Source organism: Caenimonas terrae (assembly GCF_042655405.1).
GTDB lineage: Bacteria > Pseudomonadota > Gammaproteobacteria > Burkholderiales > Burkholderiaceae_C > Ramlibacter > Ramlibacter terrae_A.
Window position 1 is genome coordinate 39713 of record NZ_JBHSMF010000010.1, and the last position, 20185, is coordinate 59897.

Sequence of the window (20185 nt, forward strand, 5' to 3'; positions counted from 1 at the left end):
TCCCTATCCTTGTCCCATGCGCGCGTGTCCGCCGATTCCCCGCCCGTGGCGTGCTGCTGCCTGTGCGCTCGCGCTGGCGCTGGCCGGCTGCCACTGGCCGTGGCAGGAGGCGCCGGCCGGTGCGCCGCTGCAGCTGTCCGGCACGGTCGATGCGCGCCAGGTGGACATCGCGTTCCAGGTCCCGGGCCGCATCGAACGGCTGGCGGCGGACGAAGGCCAGCCGGTGCAGCCCGGCCAGTTGCTGGCGCGGCTGGATCCGGGCGACCTGCAACTGGCCGCCAGCCGGGCCGAGGCCCAGGCCGTCGCTGCCGCCAAGGTGCTGGCCGCGCTGCGCGCCGGCGCCCGGCCGCAGGAGCTGCGCGCGGCCGCCGCCGCCGTGGCGCAGGCCGGCGCCGATGCGCGCTTTGCCGCGCAGGAGGTGGTGCGCACGCGGCAACTGGTGGACCAGCAATTCGTGGCGGCGCAGCAGATGGACCGGGTGCAATCCGCCGCCGATGCCGCCGTCGCCCGCCTGGAGCAGGCGCGCCAGAACGAGGCGCTGCTGCGGGCCGGCGCGCGGCGCGAGGACGTGGAGCGCGCCGAGGCCGACCTGAAGGCGGCCGCCGCCGCGCGCGACGCGGCCCGCCGGCAGCTCTCGCAGGTGGAGGTGACGAGCCCGGTGGCGGGGGTGGTGAGCGTGCGGGTGGCCGAGGCCGGCCAGGTGGTCGCCGCCGGCCAGCCGGTGCTGCGGCTGTCGGAACTGGCGCGGCCCTGGGTCCGCATCTACCTGCCCGAGGCCGACCTGGCGCGCGTGCGGCTCGGGCAGGCGGCCGAGGTGCGCGTCGATGGCCGCCCCGGCCAGGTGTTCGCCGGCCGCCTGAGCTTCGTCGCGCCGCAGGCGGAGTTCACGCCCAAGACGGTGGAGACGCGTGCACTGCGGGTCGACCTGGTGTACCGCGCCAAGGTGGAGGTCGACAACGCCGGCGGCCTGCTGAAGATCGGCATGCCGGCCGACGTCTCGCTGCCGCTGGAGCGCAGCCCCGGATGACCGCGCCCGCGGTACTGGCGACCGGCCTGTGCCTGCAGGCGGCGGGGCGGCCCATCGTCGACGCCGTGAGCTTCAGCGTCGCCGCCGGCGAGATCTTCGGCATCGTCGGCGCCGACGGCGCCGGCAAAAGCGCGTTGCTGCGCCTGCTCACCGGCCAGCAGCGCCCCAGCGCCGGCACGCTCGCGCTGTTCGGCCGCCCGGCCGGCGACCCGCAGGTGCGCGAGCGGCTGGCCTACATGCCGCAGGTGTTCGGCCAGTACCCGGACCTGAGCGTGCGCGAGAACCTGCGCTTCTACGCCGCGCTGCACGGGCTGCGCGGCGCCGCCGCCTCGGCGATGGTGGCCGATCTCACCGCCCGCGCCGGGCTGCGCGGCTTCGAGCAGCGGCGCGCCGGCCAGCTGTCCGGCGGCATGATGCAGAAGCTCGCGCTGGCCTGCGCGCTGGTGACGCGGCCGCGCGCGATCTTCCTGGACGAACCGACCACCGGCGTCGACCCGGTGTCGCGGCGCGCCTTCTGGCAACTGCTGGAGGGCGTGCGCGCCGAGGGCGTGGCGATCGTCTGCGCCACCGCCAACATGGAGGAAGCGGAACGCTGCGACCGGATCGCGATGATGCGGCGCGGCCGTTTCCGGCACATCGGCACGGCGCTGGAGCTGATCGCCTCGGTGCGCTCGCATCTGTACCTGGCGGCCGGCGCGCAGGGCCGGGCGCTGGTGCCGCTGCTGCGGGCCCGCCCGGAGGTGGAGCTGGCCTTTCCGGTCGGCCGCCAGGCCCGCGTCTGGCTGCCGGCCGGCGCTGCGATCGCGGCGCTGCAGGCCGCGATCCCGGACGTTCAGTTCACCCCGCTCGCGCCCGGGCTGCACGACGTGGCGCTGCGCGACCTGGCGCTGCAGCAGGAGGGCGGCGATGCCTGAGGTGCCGATCTCCGCGCGCGGCGTCGCGCGCCGCTTCGGCAGCTTCGAGGCCGTGCGCGACTTCGACCTCGACGTCGCCCAGGGCGAGGTGTTCGGCCTGCTTGGCGCCAACGGCGCCGGCAAGACCACCGCCATCCGCATGCTGTGCGGCACCCTGGCGCCCAGTGCCGGCGCGATCACCGTGGCGGGCGTGGACATGCTGCGCGATGCACGCCGCGCGCGCTCCCGCATCGGCTACGTGACGCAGCGCTTCACTCTGTATGGCGACCTGACGGCGCGCGAGAACCTGCAGTTGCAGGGCGGCCTGTACGGCGTGGAACCGGCGCTGCTGGGCGAGCGCATCGCACAGTCGCTGCAGCGCTTCCGGCTGGCCGGGGTCGAGGACCAGCGGGCGGCGGCGCTGCCGCTTGGCTACCAGCGGGGGCTGGCCGTCGCCGCGGCGCTGCTGCACCAGCCGGACGTGCTGTTCCTGGACGAGCCCACCTCCGGGATCGACCCGCTGGCGCGCCAGCAGCTGTGGGAACTGGTGTACGAACTGGCCGCGGGCGGGATGGGCGTGCTGGTCACGACCCACTACATGGACGAGGCGCTGTTCTGCGACCGGCTGGCCCTGATGGAGCGCGGCCGCATCATCGCCGGCGGCACGCCGCAGGCGCTGCTGGCGATGCCGCTGGCGGCGCCGCCGCTGGAGGTGCGCTGCGACGACGAAGCGGCCAGCGGGGCCTGGCTGGCGGCCCGGCCGGAGGTGCGCGAGGTGCTGCCGCGCGCCGGCCGCCACCGCATCCGGCTGCAATCCGGGCTCGATCCGCAGGCGTGGGCGCAGGCGGCCACGGCGCAGGCCGCCGGCCAGGGGCTGGCGCTGCGCATCGATGCGCAGGCGCCGCGCGAACTCGAGGACGTGGTGGTGGCGCTGCTGGAGCAGCAGGAGGCCGCCGCATGAACCTGCACCGGGTGCTCACCGTCGCGGCCAAGGAGGTGCGCCACCTGCTGCGCGACCCGCGCAGCCTGGCGCTGATGTTCTTGCTGCCGGCGATGATGCTGTTCATCTACGGCTACGGCATCCGGCTGGACCTGCGGCAGGCGCCGATCGGCCTGCTGCAGGAGGCGCAGGACGCCGACAGCCGCGAGCTGGCGGCACACCTGGCTGCCAGCCCGGCGTTCCGCGTGCTGCGCTTCCAGGACCGGCGCCAGCTGCGCGACGCGGTCGGCGCGCGCGCGGTGTGGGCGGCGCTGGTGATCCCGGACGACTACTCGCTGCAGTTGCAGCAGGGCCGCGCGCAGGTGCAGCTGGTGCTGGACGGGATGGACGCCAACACTGCCCGCCTGCTGCGCAACGAGGTGCTGCAGCTGGTGACCGACCTGGCGCTGGCGCGCGGCCGCCCGCCCGGCATGGTGACGGTGGAGATGCGCACCTGGTTCAACGAGACCAGCGAGAGCCGCTACGCCATCGTGCCGGGCGTGATCGTGATGGTGATGGGCGTGGTGGGCACGCTGATGACGGCGCTGACCATCGCCCGCGAGATGGAGTCGGGCAACGTGGCGCTGCTGCGCACCACGCCGCTGGCGCTGGGCGAGTTCCTGGCCGGCAAGCTGCTGCCGTATTTCGTGGTCGGCATGCTGGACGTGGCCGGCAGCGTGCTGGTGGCACTGGTGGTGTTCGACGTGCCGCTGCGCGGCTCGCTGGCAGAGCTGGCCGGCGTGTCGGCGCTGTTCCTGCTGGTGGTGATGGCCCAGGGTGCGCTGATCTCGCTGAACGCCGGCAACCAGGTGCTGGCCGCGCAGATGGTGCAGGTCACGACCTTCCTGCCGGCCTTCCTGCTGTCGGGCGCGATCTACGCCATCGCCAACATGCCGGAGGCGGTGCAAGCGGTGACGCTGGTGGTGCCGGCCCGCTATTTCGTGACGTTGAGCAAGGCGATCTTCCTCAAGGGCACCACGCAGGGCGTGCTGTGGATCAACGTCGCGGCGCTGTCGGCGCAGCTGGCGCTGCTGACGCTGGGCTTCCTGCGGCGCGGCCGCGTGCTGGGGCTGCGCTGATGGCCGGCGGCATGCTGCGCTCGCTGCGCCGGCTGGGCGCGCTGCTGCGCAAGGAATTTCTGCAGCTGCTGCGCGACCCGCGCATGCGCTTCGTGCTGGTGGCGCCGCCGCTGATCGAGCTGGTGCTGTTCGGCTATGCCGCCACCTTCGACGTGCGCCATGCCGAGGTGGCGGTGGTGGACCACGACGGCAGCCAGGCCAGCCGCGAGCTGGTCGCCGCCGTGCGCGCCACCGGCCACTACACGCTGCACTTCCTGCCGGACATGCGCGCCGCCAGCGCCGCGATGGACGACAACCGGGTGCGCGTGATCCTGCAGATCCCGCCCGACCTGCAGCATGCGCAGACGGTGCAGCTGGTGGGCGACGGCTCCGATCCGAACAGCGCGCAGCTGATTGCCGGCGAGCTGAGCCGGGTGATCTCCCAGGCGTCGCTGGTGGCGGCCGGCGCGCTGCCGGCGATCCGGGTGGAGGAGCGCGCCTGGTTCAACCCGAACCTGGAGGACCGCTGGTACTTCATCCCCGGCATCCTGGCCAACGTGGTGTTCGTCGCCACCATGATGCTCAGCGCCATGGTGGTGGTGCGCGAGCGCGAGTTCGGCACGCTGGAGCGGCTGCTGGTGACGCCGGTCGGCCGGATCGAGTTCCTGCTGGCCAAGATGGTGCCGGTGGCCTGCGTCGGCCTGTTCGACACCATGCTGATCACGCTGGTGGCCACCGCCTGGTTCGGCATCCCGCTGCGCGGCGAGCTGGCCGCGGTGGCCGGCGCCACCCTGGTGCTGCTGCTGGGGACCCAGGGCCTGGGCCTGCTGGCCTCCACCCACGCGGCCACCCAGCAGCAGGCGATGATGTGGGCCGCCTTCTTCATCATGCCGATGATCGTGCTGTCGGGATTCGCCTTTCCGATCAGCAACATGCCGCCGCTGCTGCAGTGGCTGAGCTGGCTGGATCCGCTGCGCTACTACCTGGTGGTGGTGCGCGACCTGTTCCTCAAGGGCGGCGGGCTGGGCAGCCATCCCTTCGAATACGCCGCCATGGCGCTGCTGGGAATCGGCGCGCTCGGCCTGGCGCTGCCGCGGCTGCGCTGAGCGGGCTTGATGCAGCGCAAGGCCGCGGCCGGGCGGCCGGCTTAGGCTGGGACGCAGATGATCCAGCTCACGATCAACGGCAGGCCGGTGGAGGTCGACGAGGGCGCGACCCTGCTCGATGCCGCCGCCGCTGCCGGCGTCCATGTCCCGACGCTCTGCCACCATCCGCGGCTGCCGGCGCAGGCCGTGTGCCGCCTGTGCCTGGTGGAGGTCGATGGCCAGCCGCGCCCGCAGCCGGCCTGCGCCACCCGGGCCCGGGCCGGCGATCGCGTCAGCACCGACTCCGGCGCGCTGCGGCAGTTCCGGCAGACCAACCTCGGCTGGCTGCTGGCGCGCCACCCCGACGACTGCATCCGCTGCGAAGCCGGCGGCGCCTGCAAGCTGCAGGCGCTGGTCGGCGAGTACCAGCTGCAGGAGCATTGGGGCAAGGTGCCGATGGGGTCGGCCGAGCACCCTGGCCACCGGCTGGCCGACCACACCTCGCCCAGCATCTGGCGCGACCTGTCCAAGTGCGTCGAATGCGGGCTGTGCGCGCAGGCCTGCGGCGAGCCGGGACAGCAGCAGTTCGTGATCGGCTTCGCCGAGCGCGGCTCGGACCGGCTGCCGGTGACGGTGTTCGACCGGCCGCTGGCCGAGACCAACTGCATCTCCTGTGGCCAGTGCACCGCCGTCTGCCCGGTCGGTGCCCTGGTGGAAACGCCGCACTGGCACGAGGTCCTTGAGACGCTCGACGGCCGGCGCCGCGTCAGCGCGGTGCAGGTCGCGCCGGCGACGCGGATCGCGATCAGCGAGGAGTTCGGCATGGCGCCGGGCACGGTCAGCACCGGCCGGCTGATCAACGCGCTGCGGCGGCTGGGCTTCGACCATGTCTTCGACACCAACTTCGCCGCCGACCTGACGGCGATGGAGGAGGGCAGCGAGCTGCTCGCCCGGCTGCAGGCCCGCCAGCGGCTGCCGCTCTTTACGTCCTGCTGTCCCGGATGGGTGAACTGGGTGGAGCTCAACCGGCCCGCACTGCTGCCGCACCTGAGCACCACCAAGTCGCCGCAGCAGATGCATGGCGCCGTCACCAAGCGGGGCGCCTTCGCCCGCGGGCTCGGCCCGGCATTCGCGCAGGGCGCGGCCGAGCCTTATGTGGTCAGCGTGATGCCGTGCACCGCCAAGAAGGACGAGGCCCAGCGGCCCGGCGTCTGCGGCGACGTCGACCACGTGCTCACCACCCGCGAACTGGCGCGGATGATCAGGGCGCGCGGGATCGCGTTCGGCGCGCTGCCGCCGGACGGGCAGTTCGACCATCCGCTGGGCGAAAGCACGGGGGCGGGACAGCTGTTCGGCGCCTCCGGCGGCGTGATGGAGGCGATGGTGCGCGCCGCATTGCACCTGACCGGGCAGGACAGCGCGCTGCCGCTGGAATGGCAGCAGTTCCGCGGCGTCGATGCGGGCGTGAAATCGGCCGAGGTTCCCGGGCTGGGCCGGGTGGCGGTCTGCAACGGCATCGCCGCCGCGCAGCGGCTGCTGGAGACGCCGCAGTGGCGGCAGGACTTCGTGGCGATCGAGGTGATGGCCTGCGTCGGCGGCTGCCTGGGCGGCGGCGGCGAGCCCAAGTCGATGGACCCGCTGATCCTGCACAAGCGCATGCAGGCGGTCTACCAGGTGGACCGGCAGTCGGCGCGGCGGCGCCCGCACGAGAACGAGGCGGTGCAGGAGCTGTATGCCACGCAGCTGGGGCATCCGAACTCCGGGCGCGCCCATGCCTTGCTGCACACCAGCTATGCGGCCAGGAACTCCGCGCGGCTGCTGCTGATGCGCTTCCTCGACTGCGTGGACCGGCGCGACGGCCTCGGCGCCGCCCGCCTGTTCCATCCGCAGGGACGGTGGTCCACCGCCTCCCCCGCCGGCGAGATCCACGGCGCCGCCGCGGTCGGCGAATTCATCGACCGCCAATTGCCCCCGCGCCAGTACGGACCGGCCTACGCCCGGCACCGGATGGAGTCGGCCGCGGACGCCGACGACATGGTGGTCCTCTCGCCGGCCGGCGAGCGCTCCAGGTTCCAGCTTGCGACCGCCACGCTGGACCAGGGCGGCGCGTCCCGGCTGGTGATCGCCAGCCTGGTGCGCGACGTGCTGGCGCCCGCCTGACATGGGCCAGACCACGCCAGCAGGGCCGGGTGCCCACATGCCACCGGCGCCGACCGACATGGATGAGGCCCTGCTGACGCTGGCCGACAAGGTGGCGGCCTTGCGCGATCCGGCCTGCTATCCGGAGACGACGCGCGCGCTGCAGGCCATCGAGACCCACATGTCCTGGGTGTTCCTGACCGACGCCCATGCCTACAAGCTGAAGAAGCCGGTGCAGTACGACCACCAGGATTTCCGTACGGTGCAGGGTCGCCGCTTCTATTGCGGCGAGGAGCTGCGCCTGAACCGGCGGCTGGCGCCGGACGTCTACCTGGACGTGGTGCCGCTGGTGCGCACGCCGGACGGGCGGCTTTGCGTCGGCGCGCGAGGCCGCACCGTCGACTGGCTGGTGCGGATGCGGCGCCTGCCCTCCGGCGCCATGCTGGACGGGCTGCTGGCGCGCCGGGAAGCCGCGCCGGCGCAGATGCAGGCCATCGCCGTGCGGCTGGCGGCGTTCCACGGCAGCCAGCCGCCGGCGCCGCTGGACGGACCGGCATACCGCGCGCTGCTGCTGCACCGCATCGGGCAGTCCGAGCGGGAATTGTGCGATCCCGCCTGGGCCCTGCCGGGCGCCCGCATCGCGGCGATCTGCGCGCGGCAGCGCGATTTCCTTGCCGCGCACGCGGCCGATCTCGATCGCCGGGCCGGCGCCGGCCGCGTGGTCGACGGCCACGGCGACCTGCGGCCGGAGCACGTGTTTCTGGGCGAGCCGCTGGCCGTGATCGACTGCCTGGAGTTCTCGCAGGAACTGCGCCTGCTGGATGGCATCGACGAGGTCGGCTTCCTGGCCCTGGAATGCGAGCGCGCCCATGCCGGCGCGCTGGCCGCCGTGCTGCTGCAGGCCTACCGGCAGGCCAGCGGCGACCCGGTGCCGCCGGAGCTGGTGCACTTCTACCAGAGCTTGCGCGCCTGCATCCGGGCCGGCCTGGCGATCCGCCACCTGCGCGAGGCGCGCTACCGGGCGCCGTCGGTCTGGCGCGGACGGACGCTGCGCTACCTGGCGCTGGCGGCGCGCCACCTGCGGGCCTGCGCCGTCAAGCTTCCTCCAGCAGCGCCGTGATCGAGCCGCCGCCGTGGATCCGGGCGATCGCTTCGGCAAACAGCGGCGCGGTGGACAGCACCACCAGCTTGTCGCGCACCTTGCCCGGCGGCAGCCGGAACGGCGGCACGCTGTCGGTCACCACCAGGCCCGTGAGCGCATCGGCGGCCAGCAGCTGCGGCGCGGAGCCGACGAACAGCCCGTGCGAGGCGGCGCCGTAGACCGCGGTGGCGCCCAGCCGCCGGCAGGCCAGGGCGGTGCGCAGGATGGTGGTGCCGGCGCCGATCAGGTCGTCGATGACGATCGCGCAGCGGCCGGCGACGTCGCCGACGATCATCTCGCCGCTGACCACGCCCTCGCTGCGGTGCTTCTCGGCGAAGGCCGCAGCCACCGGGCGGCCCAGCGCCGCCGCCAGCCGCAGCCGGAAGGCTTCGGCCCGCTTGATGCCGCCGGCGTCGGGCGAGACCACCGCCACCTCCTGCCGGCCCAGCAGCGGCAGGAAGTGCGCGGCGAACAGGCCGCTGGCTTCCAGGTGCTCGGTGCCGCAGCGGAAGGCGTTCTGGTAGGCGGCCAGGTTGTGCACGTCCAGCGTCAGCACGCGGTCGGTTCCCACCGCCTCGAACAGCGCCGCCACGTAGCGGGTGGTGATCGGGTCGCGCGGCTTGGACTTGCGGTCCTTGCGGGCGTAGGCCAGGCAGGGCACCACCGCGGTCACGCTGGCGGCGGCGGCGTCCTTGAGCGCGCCGATGAAGAACAGCAGCCGGCACAGCTTGTCGTTGACGCTCTGGTCGCCGTCGCCGTACAGGGACTGCAGCACGTAGACGTCGCGGCCGCGCACGCTGGCCAGCGGCCGGGCCTTGTGCTCGCCGTCCTCGAACTCGCGCTCCTCGTGCGGCATCAGCGCCAGGCCCATCCGGGCGGCGACGGCCTCGCCCCAGGCCCGGGAGGCGTCCAGCGCAAACAGGCAGGCGGCTGTGTCGTTCATGGGATTCTCCGTGCTGCAGCCACTGTGCGCCGCGGACCAGGGGCTGGAGTTGACGGGGATCAAGCCGCGCCGCGGTGGGGCGCAGGCACGCGCGTTTGACGCAGGTCAAGGCTGCATCCCGGATCGCGCCGATCATGCTCGCAGGAGCAGCCATGACAGCCGAATTGCAACCGGTCGACGGCGCCGCGGGGCGCAGCATCATCCGCAAGAACGTGGCGCTGCTGCCGGTGGCGCCGAACCTGCTCGACTACCCGGCGACATGCGCCGCCTTCAAGTGGGACGAAGCCGCCAGGCTGCTCGACGGCCTGCCGGACGGGCAGGGCCTGAACATGGGGTACGAGGCGGTGGACCGGCACCTGCGCCACGGCCGCGCCGACAAGGTCGCGCTGCGCTGGATCGGCAAGGCCGGCGCGCGGCAGGAGCTGAGCTTCGGCCAGCTGGCGCAGCAGACCAACCGGTTCGCCAACGCGCTGGCCGCGCTCGGCGTGCAGCCCGGCGAGCGGGTGTTCGTCATGATGGGCCGCGTCCCGCAGCTCTACATCGCCGTGCTGGGGGCGCTGAAGGCGCGCTGCGTGGTCACGCCGCTGTTCTCGCAGTTCGGGCCCGAGCCGATCGCCACCCGGGTCGAGGCGGCCGATGCGCGGGTGCTGGTGACCTCGCCGGAGCTGTACCAGCGCAAGGTCAAGGCGCTGCGCGAGCGGCTGCCCGGCCTGCGGCACGTGATCCTGGCCGGGGCCGGCGGGGCCGGCGGGGCCGTTGGGGACGATTGGGCCGGCACCTGCCGGTGGGACGAGGTCGTCGCCACGGCCGCGCCGGACTACGCCATCGGGCCGACCGACCCCGAATCCACCGCGCTGCTGCACTTCACCAGCGGCACCACCGGACGGCCGAAGGCGGCGGTGCATGTCCACCAGGCGGTGCTGTCCCACCTCGTCACCGGCATCTACGCGCTCGACCTGCACGACGACGACGTGTTCTGGTGCACCGCCGATCCGGGCTGGGTCACCGGCACCAGCTACGGCATCCTGGCGCCGCTGTGCAACGGCGTCACCAGCGTGGTGGTGGAAGCAGAGTTCGATGCGCAGGCCTGGTATTCGGTGCTGCAGCGCGAGCGGGTGACGGTCTGGTACACGGCGCCCACCGCGATCCGGATGATGATGAAGCTGGGCGCGCAGGCGCTGCAGGGCTACGACCTGTCGGCGCTGCGCTTCGCCGCCAGCGTCGGCGAGCCGCTCAACCCGGAAGCGGTGCTGTGGGGACTGGACGCGTTCGGGCTGCCGTTCCACGACAACTGGTGGCAGACCGAGACCGGCGGCATCATGATCGCCAACTTCGCGGCGCTCGACATCCGGCCCGGCTCGATGGGACGGCCGCTGCCCGGCATCACCGCTGCCGTCGTGCGCCGCACCGAAGGCGGCGGCGTCGAGCCGGTCGACGAACCGATGGTGCAGGGCGAGCTGGCGCTGAAGACGCCCTGGCCCTCGCTGATGCGCGGCTACCTGCACGAGGAGGAACGCTACCGCAAGTGCTTCGCGGGCGAGTGGTACCTCACCGGCGACCTGGCCCGCCGCGACGCCGACGGCTACTACTGGTTCGTCGGCCGCGCCGACGACGTCATCAAGTCGGCCGGCCACCTGATCGGGCCGTTCGAGGTGGAGAGCGCGCTGATGGAGCATCCGGCGGTGGCCGAGGCCGGCGTGATCGGCATGCCCGATCCGATCGTCGGCGAGGTGGTCAAGGCCTTCGTCGCGCTCAGGACCGGCGTTGCGCCGGACGAGGCGCTGCGGCGCGAACTGCTGGGGCACGCACGCAAGCGGCTGGGCGCGGCGGTCGCGCCCAAGGAGATCGAGTTTCGCGCCAACCTGCCCAAGACCCGCAGCGGCAAGATCATGCGGCGCCTGCTGAAGGCGCGCGAGCTGGGCTTGCCCGAGGGCGACCTGTCGACGCTGGAAAGCGACGAGCAGCCATGAGCGCCGGCAAGCTCCATCTCGACCGCGCCCACCTGCACGGGCTCTACCGTGAGATGCTGCGCATCCGCCGCTTCGAGGCGCGCTGCGTGGAGCTGTACCAGGCGCAGCGGATCCGCGGCTTCCTGCACCTGTACGACGGCCAGGAGGCGGTGGCCGTCGGCGTGATGGGCGCGCTGCAGCCGCAGGACGCCACGGTGGCGACCTACCGCGAGCATGGCCATGCGCTGGCGCGCGGCCTGCCGATGGCGCCGCTGATGGCCGAGATGCTGGGCAAGCGCGAGGGCTGCTGCCGCGGCCGCGGCGGCTCGATGCACATCTTCGACAGCGCGCGCCGCTTCTTCGGCGGCAACGCGATCGTCGGCGGCGGCCTGCCGCTGGCCACCGGCATCGCGCTGGCCGACCAGCGGCTGCGGCCGGGGGCGGTGACGGCCTGCTTCTTCGGCGAAGGCGCGGTGACCGAGGGTGCCTTCCACGAGGCCATGAACCTGGCGATGGTCTGGCGGCTGCCGCTGCTGTTCGTCTGCGAGAACAACCTGTACGCGATGGGCATGCCGCTGGCGGATGCCGAGGCCCAGACCGACGTCTACCGCAAGGCCCAGGCCTACCGCATGCCGGCCGAGCAGGTCGACGGCATGGACCCGGTGCGGGTGCAGGCGGCGGCGCAGCGCGCGCTCGACCAGGTGCGCGCCGGCCAGGGACCGTTCCTCCTCGAATGCCGGACCTACCGCTTCCGCGCCCACTCCATGTTCGACCCGCAGAGCTACCGCAGCCGCGAGGAGGTCGAGCACTGGAAGCAGCGCGACCCGATCGTGGCGCTGCGCGACTGGCTGGCGGCCAACCACCTGGCGCATGCCGGCGAACTGGCGGCGATCGAAGCGGCCATCGAAGCCGAGATCGCGGAAGCGGTGGCCTTTGCCGACGCCGGCACGCCGGAGCCGGTGGAAGAGCTGGAGCGCTTCGTGCTGATGGATCAGGTGGTTCAGGAATCGCAGCGGGAGCCGGCGCCATGAGCGTCACCTACCGCGAGGCCTGCCGGCAGGCGATCCGCGCGGCGCTGCTGGCCGATCCGCGCACTTTCGTCATGGGCGAGGACGTCGGCAAGTACGGCGGCTGCTATGCCGTCACCAAGGGCCTGCTGGAGGAGTTCGGGCCGCAGCGCATCGTCGACACGCCGCTGGCCGAGAACGGCTTCGTCGGCGCCGGCATCGGCGCGGCGCTGGCCGGCCTGCGGCCGATCGTGGAGATCATGACCTGCAACTTCAGCCTGCTGGCGCTGGACCAGATCATGAACAACGCCGCCACCCTGGCCCACATGTCGGGCGGCCAGTTCGCGGTGCCGCTGGTGATCCGCATGGCCACCGGCGGCGGCCGGCAGCTGGCGGCGCAGCACTCGCACAGCCTGGAGGGCTGGTACGCGCACATCCCGGGGCTGAAGGTGCTGGTGCCCGGCACGGTGGAGGACGCGCGCCACATGCTGGCCGCGGCGCTGGCGGACCCCAATCCGGTGCTGATCTTCGAGCACATCGTACTTTACAACACCGAGGGCGAGCTCGACCCGGCGCTGCAGGGCGTGGACATCGCGCAGGCCCGCATCCGCCGGCCCGGCCGCGACGTGACGGTGGCCACCTACGGCAACAGCCTGCCCAAGTGCCTGGCCGCGGCGCAAACGCTGGCGGACGAGGGCATCGAGGCGGAGGTGATCGACCTGCGGGTGCTCCGGCCGCTGGACCATGCGACGGTCGCTGCCTCGCTGGCCCGCACCCGGCGCTGCGTGATCGTGGACGAAGGCTGGCGCAGCGGCTCGATCTCGGCGGAACTGTCGGCGCGGCTGGCCGAGGAGTCCTTCTTCGAACTCGACGCGCCGATCCGCCGGGTCTGCGCCCGCGAGCTGCCGGTGCCCTATGCGGCGCATCTGGAGCAGGCCACGCTGCCGCAGCCGCAGCAGGTGGTGGCCGCGGTGCGCGCCGTGCTCGGCAAGGCCTGAGCGCCATGGCGGACTTCCTGATGCCCTCGCTGGGCGCCGACATGGAGGCCGGCAAGCTGGTGCAGTGGCTGGTGCAGCCCGGCGCCCGGGTCAGGCGCGGCGACGTGGTGGCGGTGGTGGAAACCCGCAAGGGCGCGATCGACGTGGAGATCTTCCTGGATGGCGTGATCCAGGACCTGCTGCCGGTCGGGACCGATGTGCCGGTGGGCGCGGTGCTGGCCCATGTGCGCGATGCGGACGGCGCCGCGACGCCCGCCGCGCCGTTGCCGCCGCCACAGCAGCAGCCACAGCAGCACCCGCAGCAGCAGCCGCAGCAGCAGCCGTCGCGCGCCAAGGTCAGCCCGGCGGCGCGGCAGCGGGCGCGCGAGCTGGGGCTGGACCCGGACCGGCTGGCCGGCAGCGGCGTGGAAGGCGCGGTGACGCTGGCCGACGTCGAGCGTGCCGCCGCGCCAGCCGCTGCAGCGACCGCCCCGCGCGCCGCTTCGGCGGCCGTGTTCGATCCGGGGCCGATGCGCGCCGCCATCGCCGCGGCGATGAGCCGCTCCAAGCGCGAGATCCCGCATTACTACCTGACCAGCAGCATCGACTTCGGCGCCGCCAGCGCCTGGCTGCAGGACTACAACCGCGAGCGGCCGCCGGCGCAGCGCCTGCTGCCGGCCGTGCTGCTGCTCAAGGCCACCGCGCGCGCGCTGGCGCAGGTGCCGCAGCTCAATGGCTTCTACGACGGCGGCGCCTTCCGCGCCGGCGCCGGCATCCATGTGGGCTGGGCGATCTCCATGCGCGGTGGCGGCCTGGTGGCGCCGGCGCTGCAAGACGCCGACCGCAAGCCGCTGGCCCAGCTCATGACGGAATTGCGCGACCTGGTGCAGCGGGTCCGCGCCGGCGGCCTGCGCAGCTCCGAGCTGAGCGACCCCACGGTGACGGTGACCAGCCTGGGCGAGCGCGGCGCCGACAGCGTGCTGGGCGTGATCTACCCGCCGCAGGTGGCGATCGTCGGCTTCGGCTGCGTGGCCGACCGGCCCTGGGTGCGCGACGGCGCCCTTGCGGTGCGCCCGCTGCTGCAGGCCAGCCTGGCGGCGGACCACCGGGTGAGCGACGGCCACCTGGGCGGCCAGCTGCTGGCGGCGATCGACCGCGCCCTGCAGCAACCCGAAGCGTTATGAGGAGGCAGCCATGACACCGCAGCAAGCCCGCGCCCTGGCCGCCGACGTGCTGGCCGGCATCGCGCCGGAAGCCAGCCTGGACAGCGTCGGCGAGGACGAAGACCTGCGCGAGGCGCTCGACCTCGATTCGATGGACTTCATGAACCTGGTCATCGGGCTGAGCGAGCGCAGCGGGATCGCCATTCCCGAGGCCGACACGCCGCAGCTGCGCACGCTGCGCGGGCTGACGGCCTATCTCGTCCGTTCCTATCACTGAAGGAGGTCTCCATGTATTTCGCCGATCGCCTGGACGCGGCCGAACAGCTGGCCAAGGCCCTGCACGCCTACCGCGGCCGCCATCCCCTGATCCTGGCCATCCCGCGCGGTGCCGTTCCGATGGGGTGGCTGCTGGCCGAGCGGCTGGAGGGGGAGCTCGACGTGGTGCTGGTGCGCAAGCTGCGCGCCCCCGGCTCGCCCGAATTCGCCGTCGGCTCGATCGACGAGAGCGGCTGGGTCTACCTGGCGCCGCACGCCCGCTCCGCCGGCGCCGACGCCGGCTACCTGGCGGAGGAAAAGCGCCACCAGCTGGCGCTGCTCAAGGAGCGGCGGGCCCGCTACACGCCGGGGCGGGCAGCGGCCGATCCCGCCGGCCGGGTGGTGATCGTGGTGGACGACGGCCTGGCGACCGGCTCCACCATGATGGCGGCGCTGCACGCCGTGCGGGCGCGCGGGCCGGAGACGCTGGTGTGCGCGGTGCCGGTGGCCTCGCGCGACAGCCTGGAACTGGTGCGGCCCTTCGCCGACCAGCTGGTGTGCCTGCACGCGCCGGAGGACTTCTTCGCCGTCGGCCAGTTCTACCGGACCTTCGGTCAGGTCGAGGATGAAGAGGCGATCCGGCTGCTCGGCACCGCGGCGCACACGACCAGGGCCGTGCGCTGACCATGAAGCTGTTCCTGTGCGGCGACGTGATGACCGGGCGCGGCATCGACCAGGTGTTGCCGCATCCCAGCCGGCCGCAGCTGTTCGAATCGTGGGTGAAATCGGCGGTCGAGTATGTCGCGCTGGCGGAGCGCAGCGCCGGGCCGATCGGGCGCGGGCAGGACTTCGGCTATCCCTGGGGCGACGCGCTGGCGGTGCTGGCGCAGCAGCGGCCGGACGCCCGGATCGTCAACCTGGAGACCGCGGTCACCACCAGCGAGGACGCGCAACCGGGCAAGGGCATCCACTACCGCATGCATCCGGGCAACGTCCCGTGCCTGGCGCGCGCGGCCATCGACTGCTGCGTGCTGGCCAACAACCACGTGCTGGACTGGGGCCACGCCGGGCTGGCGCAGACGCTGGCCAGCCTGCACGGCGCCGGCCTGCGCACCGCCGGTGCCGGCGGCAACGCGCAGGAGGCGGCCGCACCCGCCGTGATCGCGCTGCCGCAGGGGCGGGTGCTGGTGTTCGCCTTCGCCGACGAGAGCAGCGGCGTGCCGCGCGGCTGGGCGGCGGGCCGCACGCACGGCGGCGTCAACCTGCTGGAATCGCTCTCGCTGCACACGGCCGATGGCATCTGCCGGGCCGTCGCCGCGCAGCGCAAACCGGGCGACGTGGTGGTGGTCTCGCTGCACTGGGGCGGCAACTGGGGCTTCGAGATCCCGCCCGAGCACAGCGCCTTCGCCCGCCGGCTGCTCGACGGCGGCGGCGCCGACATCGTGCACGGCCATTCCTCGCACCACGTCAAGGGCATCGAGGTGCATGGCGGCAAGCCGATCCTGTACGGCTGCGGCGACTTCCTCAACGACTACGAAGGCATCGGCGGCTACGGCGAGTTCCGCGGCGAGCTGTCGCTGATGTACTTTCCCGAGCTCGACGCGGCCACCGGCAAGCTGCAGCGGCTGCAGGCGGTGCCGATGCGCACCCGGCGCTTGCGGCTGGAGCGCGCCCCGGCCGAAGGCGCGGCCTGGCTGCGCACCACGCTGGACCGCGAGGGCAGGGCGCTGGGCACGCGTGTCGTCGCTGCGGACGACGGCGGCGCGCTGGCGCTGGCCTGGTAGCGGAGCAAGGGGCCGGCCATGCCGATCGTCAATGCCGACATCGCCGCCGTGTTCGGCGAGATCGCCGACCTGCTGGAGCTGCAGGGCGCCAATCCGTTTCGCATCCGCGCCTACCGCAACGCCGCGCGGACGCTGGGCGAGATGGGACGCAGCGTGCGGGCGATGCTGGAACGCGGCGAAGACCTCGACGCGCTGCCCGGCATCGGGGCGGACCTGGCCGGCAAGATTGCCGAAGTGGTGAACACCGGCAGTTGCGCGCAGCTGGAGCGCCTGCGGCGCGAACTGCCGCCCGGCATGACGGCGCTGCTGGCCATTCCCGGCCTGGGACCCAAGCGGGTGCGGACGCTGCACGACGAACTGGGCATCGAGACGCTGGAGCAACTGCTGGTTGCCGCCCGCGAGGGCCGGGTCGGGCAGGTGCACGGCTTCGGCGCCAAGACGCAGCAGCTGATCCTCGATGCGGCGCAGCGGCAGCTGGCGCAGGACCGCCGCTTCAAGCTGGCGGCGGCGAGCCAGGTGGCCGATGCGCTGCTGGCCGAACTCAGGGCGGTGCCCGGCGTCAAGCAGGCGGTGGCCGGCGGCAGCCTGCGCCGCATGCGCGACACCGTGGGCGACCTCGACCTGCTGGTGACCGCGGGCCGCGGCAGCCCGGTGATGCAGCGCTTCGCGGCCGGCGCCGACGTCGAGCGGGTGCTGTCGCAGGGCGCCACCCGTGCCAGCATCGTGCTGCGCAGCGGCCTGCAGGTCGACCTGCGCGCCGTGCCGCCGGCCAGCTTCGGCGCCGCCTGGCTTTACTTCACCGGCTCCAAGCCGCACAACATCGCGCTGCGGCGGCTGGCGCAGGAGGCGGGACTCAAGCTCAACGAATACGGCCTGTTCCGGGGCGACCGGCGCATCGCCGGCGCCACCGAGGCGTCGGTGTACCAGGCGCTGGGCCTGGACTTCATCGAGCCCGAGCTGCGCGAGGACCGCGGCGAGATCGATGCGGCCCGCGTGCATCGGCTGCCGCGGCTGGTGCAGCTGGCCGACCTGCGCGGCGACCTGCATTCGCACAGCAAGGCCAGCGACGGCCACGACACGCTCGAAGCGATGGCCAATGCCGCGCGCGCGCACGGCCTGCAGTACCTGGCGGTGACCGAGCATTCGAAGCGGCTGGCGCTGGTGCACGGCCTGGACGCCGGCCGGCTGGCGCGCCAGATCGACGAGATCGACGCGCTCAATGCCCGCCTGCAGGGCATCGTGCTGCTCAAGGGGGTGGAAGTCGACATCCTGGAGGACGGCTCGCTGGACCTGCCCGACGCCATCCTGGGCCGGCTGGACCTGGTGGTGGGCGCCATCCACCACCGCTTCGACCTGCCGCGCGAGCAGCAGACAGCGCGCCTGCTGCGGGCCATGGACCATCCGCACTTCAGCATCCTGGCGCATCCCAGCGGGCGGCTGATCGACGAGCGGCCGGCCAGCGACATCGACCTGCAGCGGGTGGTGCGCAAGGCGCGCGAGCGCGGCTGCTTCCTGGAGCTGAACGCCCACCCGGCGCGGCTGGACCTGGGCGAGCTGGCCTGCCGGATGGCGCGCGACGAGGGCGTGCTGGTCAGCATCGATTCCGACGCCCACAGCACGCTGGAGTTCGACAACCTGCGCTGGGGCGTGGGGCAGGCGCGGCGCGGCTGGCTCGGGCCGGCCGACGTGCTGAACACCCGCAAGCTGGAGGATTTGCGCCCGCTGCTGGCGGCGACCATGGGCCGCAGCGCCAGCGCAATCACATCAGCGGCGCCGCGTCTTGCGGCTCCTGCTGCGGCTGGCCGCCACCAGCAGCTGCGCAAACGCGTCCGCAGCGGGTGACAGGGTCCGGCCGGCGCGCTGGATCAGGCCGATGGTGCGGGTGACCGGCGGCTCCAGCGGGATGCCGACGACGGCGGCCGGCCGCGGCGGCACCGCCAGTTGCGGCACGATCGCGACGCCCAGGCCGGCTTCCACCAGGCCGATCAGCGTCGAGACGTGGCGCACCTCGCACACCGGCCGCGGCAGCGCCGGCAGTTCGGCCAGCGCCTGGTCGATGAAGACCCGGTTGCGGCTGGCCTGGGACACGCGCACCTGGTCCCAGGCCGCCAGTTCGTCCCAGCGCACCGTGCGGCGCGCGCCCAGCGCGTGGTCGGCGCGGCAGGCCAGCACATAAGGGTCGTTCAGCAGCGGCGTGAAGGCAACCTCGGATTCCTGCATGCCGATGTAGTTGATCCCGAAATCGGCCTCGCCGTGCCGGACCGAGGCAAAGACGCCGTCGGCTCCCTGCTCGATGATCCGCACCAGCACGTTGGGATGCAGCTCGCGGTAGGCGTCGATCACCGGCGGCAGGAAGTGGTGCACCGCCGACAGCACGCAGCCGATGGTGACGTCGCCGGCCTCCAGTTGGGCGGCGTCGCGCAATCCCAGCAGGGTCCGGTCCAGGTCGTCGACCACCGTCGTGACCTCGCGCAGGAAGCGGCTGCCCAGCTGCGTGAGTTCCATGCTGCGCGTCGTCCGGTCGAACAGCCTGACGCCCAGCCGCAGCTCGAGGTTGGAGATGCGGCGCGAGAAGGCCGGCAGCGACAGGTGCAGCGCCTTGGCCGCGGCCGCGAAGCTGCGCAGTTCGGCGGCGCGGATGAAGGCCCGCAGGTCGGCCAGGCCGGGACTGCGCGCTGGTGTGCCGGCCTTGGCGGCGGCTGGTTTGACTTGCATGGATTGCAACAAAGGCGAGGAAACTTGCACTTTACAGCCGAATCGTGGGGCGCGACCATGCCGCACAAACGACTGGAGACAAGAATGAAACGCCGTCAACTGCTGCAGGCAGCCTCTGCGGCCGCCGCCATGCCCGGCCTGGCCCTGGCCCAGGCCGCCTATCCCACCAAGCCGATCCGCTACATCGTGCCGGTCGCCGCCGGCGGCGGCAACGACATGATCGCCCGCGTGGTCACCGAGCGCTGGGGCGCCGCCCTCGGCCAGACCTTCTTGGTGGACAACCAGAGCGGCGGCGGCGGCGTGGTCGCCAGCCAGATCACGGCGCGGGCGGCGCCGGATGGCTACACGCTGATGCAGGGCTATGTCGCCACCCACGGCACGACGCCGGCCACCCGCCATATCAGCTACGACCCCATCAAGCAGTTCACGCCGATCGGGATGATCGGCGCGACGCCCAACGTGCTGGTGGTGAACGCCACGCTGCCGGTCAGGACGGTGGCCGAGTTCATCGACTACGTCAAGCGCAACCCCGGCCGGGTGAGCTACGGTTCCGCCGGCCAAGGCTCGCTGACCCACCTGACCATGGAGCTGTTCAAGCAGCAGACCGGCGCCTTCATGCTGCACATCCCGTACCGCGGCATCGCGCCGGCCATCATCGACCTGCTGGGCGGACAGACCCAGGCGATGTTCCCGGGCCTGGCCGCGGCCCTGCCGCATCTGCGCTCGGGAAAGATGCGCGCCCTGGCCGTCACGGGCAAGGCGCGCAGCCCGCAGATCAAGGACATCCCGACGATGGAGGAGGTCGGCTTCAAGGGCTTCGACGCGATGCAGTGGTACGGCTCGGTCGGCCCGGCCGGCATGGCGCCCGACATCGTCCGGCGGCTCAACGAAACCCAGGTTGCGGTGCTGAACGCGCCGGACATGCGCGAGAAGCTCGCGGGCGAGGCCGTCGAGCCATGGCCGATGTCGCCGGAGCAGTTCGGCGACTACATCCGGTCCGAAATCGCGCGCTGGACCACCCTGGCCCGGGCGCGGAACATCCACCTCGAGGAATGAGCGCAACCCCTTGG

General features: G+C 72.9%; 18 protein-coding genes. 16 read left to right on the forward strand and 2 right to left on the reverse strand.

From position 1 onward, the window contains the following. The first annotated feature begins 16 nt into the window (after positions 1-16). From ACFPOE_RS19390 to ACFPOE_RS19420, 7 genes are read left to right on the forward strand one after another with little or no spacing between them, the layout of a single operon-like run. The gene (locus tag ACFPOE_RS19390) at positions 17-1027 is read left to right on the forward strand and encodes an HlyD family secretion protein (protein WP_376851967.1); all 1011 of its coding nucleotides are present in this window, start codon (positions 17-19) and stop codon (positions 1025-1027) included. Next, positions 1024-1941, forward strand: coding sequence for an ABC transporter ATP-binding protein (locus ACFPOE_RS19395; protein ID WP_376851968.1), 918 nt, complete (start codon positions 1024-1026; stop codon positions 1939-1941). Before ACFPOE_RS19390 ends, ACFPOE_RS19395 begins: the two co-directional genes overlap by 4 nt. Continuing rightward, a complete protein-coding gene (locus ACFPOE_RS19400; RefSeq protein WP_376851969.1) occupies positions 1934-2881 on the forward strand; it encodes an ABC transporter ATP-binding protein in 948 nt (315 codons plus the stop codon). Before ACFPOE_RS19395 ends, ACFPOE_RS19400 begins: the two co-directional genes overlap by 8 nt. Further along, positions 2878-3978 carry an ABC transporter permease gene (locus ACFPOE_RS19405; protein WP_376851970.1) on the forward strand — a complete coding sequence of 367 codons (1101 nt, stop codon included), beginning with the start codon at positions 2878-2880 and terminating at the stop codon, positions 3976-3978. The genes ACFPOE_RS19400 and ACFPOE_RS19405 overlap by 4 nt, the downstream gene beginning before the upstream one ends. Beyond that, the gene (locus ACFPOE_RS19410) at positions 3978-5063 is read left to right on the forward strand and encodes an ABC transporter permease (protein WP_376851971.1); all 1086 of its coding nucleotides are present in this window, start codon (positions 3978-3980) and stop codon (positions 5061-5063) included. Before ACFPOE_RS19405 ends, ACFPOE_RS19410 begins: the two co-directional genes overlap by 1 nt. 57 nt (positions 5064-5120) lie before the next feature. Beyond that, the gene (locus ACFPOE_RS19415) at positions 5121-7202 is read left to right on the forward strand and encodes a [FeFe] hydrogenase, group A (protein WP_376851972.1); all 2082 of its coding nucleotides are present in this window, start codon (positions 5121-5123) and stop codon (positions 7200-7202) included. Positions 7203-7260: 58 nt separating this feature from the next. Next, a complete protein-coding gene (locus ACFPOE_RS19420; protein WP_376851973.1) occupies positions 7261-8301 on the forward strand; it encodes a hypothetical protein in 1041 nt (346 codons plus the stop codon). Here ACFPOE_RS19420 and ACFPOE_RS19425 read toward each other — a convergent pair. Next, positions 8276-9265 carry a ribose-phosphate diphosphokinase gene (locus ACFPOE_RS19425; protein WP_376851974.1) on the reverse strand — a complete coding sequence of 330 codons (990 nt, stop codon included), beginning with the start codon at positions 9263-9265 and terminating at the stop codon, positions 8276-8278. The genes ACFPOE_RS19420 and ACFPOE_RS19425 overlap by 26 nt on opposite strands. A 152-nt stretch (positions 9266-9417) precedes the next feature. Between ACFPOE_RS19425 and acsA the strand changes: the two genes are divergently transcribed. From acsA to polX, 8 genes are read left to right on the forward strand one after another with little or no spacing between them, the layout of a single operon-like run. Next, positions 9418-11235 carry an acetate--CoA ligase gene (gene acsA / locus ACFPOE_RS19430; RefSeq protein WP_376851975.1) on the forward strand — a complete coding sequence of 606 codons (1818 nt, stop codon included), beginning with the start codon at positions 9418-9420 and terminating at the stop codon, positions 11233-11235. Next, positions 11232-12245, forward strand: a complete 1014-nt coding sequence (gene pdhA, locus ACFPOE_RS19435; RefSeq protein WP_376851976.1) for a pyruvate dehydrogenase (acetyl-transferring) E1 component subunit alpha — start codon at positions 11232-11234, stop codon at positions 12243-12245. The genes acsA and pdhA overlap by 4 nt, the downstream gene beginning before the upstream one ends. Further along, the gene (locus tag ACFPOE_RS19440; protein ID WP_376851977.1) at positions 12242-13219 is read left to right on the forward strand and encodes an alpha-ketoacid dehydrogenase subunit beta; all 978 of its coding nucleotides are present in this window, start codon (positions 12242-12244) and stop codon (positions 13217-13219) included. Before pdhA ends, ACFPOE_RS19440 begins: the two co-directional genes overlap by 4 nt. Before the next feature lie 5 nt (positions 13220-13224). Next, the gene (locus tag ACFPOE_RS19445; RefSeq protein ID WP_376851978.1) at positions 13225-14382 is read left to right on the forward strand and encodes a dihydrolipoamide acetyltransferase family protein; all 1158 of its coding nucleotides are present in this window, start codon (positions 13225-13227) and stop codon (positions 14380-14382) included. A 10-nt stretch (positions 14383-14392) separates the two neighbouring features. Continuing rightward, entirely contained in the window at positions 14393-14638 is a 246-nt protein-coding gene (locus ACFPOE_RS19450) for an acyl carrier protein (protein WP_376851979.1), read from the forward strand. A gap of 11 nt (positions 14639-14649) precedes the next feature. After that, the gene (locus tag ACFPOE_RS19455; RefSeq protein ID WP_376851980.1) at positions 14650-15300 is read left to right on the forward strand and encodes a phosphoribosyltransferase; all 651 of its coding nucleotides are present in this window, start codon (positions 14650-14652) and stop codon (positions 15298-15300) included. Positions 15301-15302: 2 nt separating this feature from the next. Further along, on the forward strand, positions 15303-16400 hold the full coding sequence (locus tag ACFPOE_RS19460) for a CapA family protein (RefSeq protein ID WP_376851981.1): 1098 nt from the start codon (positions 15303-15305) through the stop codon (positions 16398-16400). 18 nt (positions 16401-16418) lie between these two features. Next, complete coding sequence (polX, locus tag ACFPOE_RS19465; RefSeq protein ID WP_376851982.1) at positions 16419-18242, forward strand: DNA polymerase/3'-5' exonuclease PolX; 1824 nt, start codon at positions 16419-16421, stop codon at positions 18240-18242. On the opposite strand, the gene ACFPOE_RS19470 is transcribed toward polX, so the two are convergent. After that, entirely contained in the window at positions 18165-19115 is a 951-nt protein-coding gene (locus ACFPOE_RS19470; protein ID WP_376851983.1) for a LysR family transcriptional regulator, read from the reverse strand. The genes polX and ACFPOE_RS19470 overlap by 78 nt on opposite strands. A gap of 84 nt (positions 19116-19199) precedes the next feature. Here ACFPOE_RS19470 and ACFPOE_RS19475 point away from each other — a divergent pair, with 84 nt between their 5' ends. Further along, the gene (locus tag ACFPOE_RS19475) at positions 19200-20171 is read left to right on the forward strand and encodes a Bug family tripartite tricarboxylate transporter substrate binding protein (RefSeq protein ID WP_376851984.1); all 972 of its coding nucleotides are present in this window, start codon (positions 19200-19202) and stop codon (positions 20169-20171) included. The last annotated feature ends 14 nt before the right edge of the window (positions 20172-20185 follow it).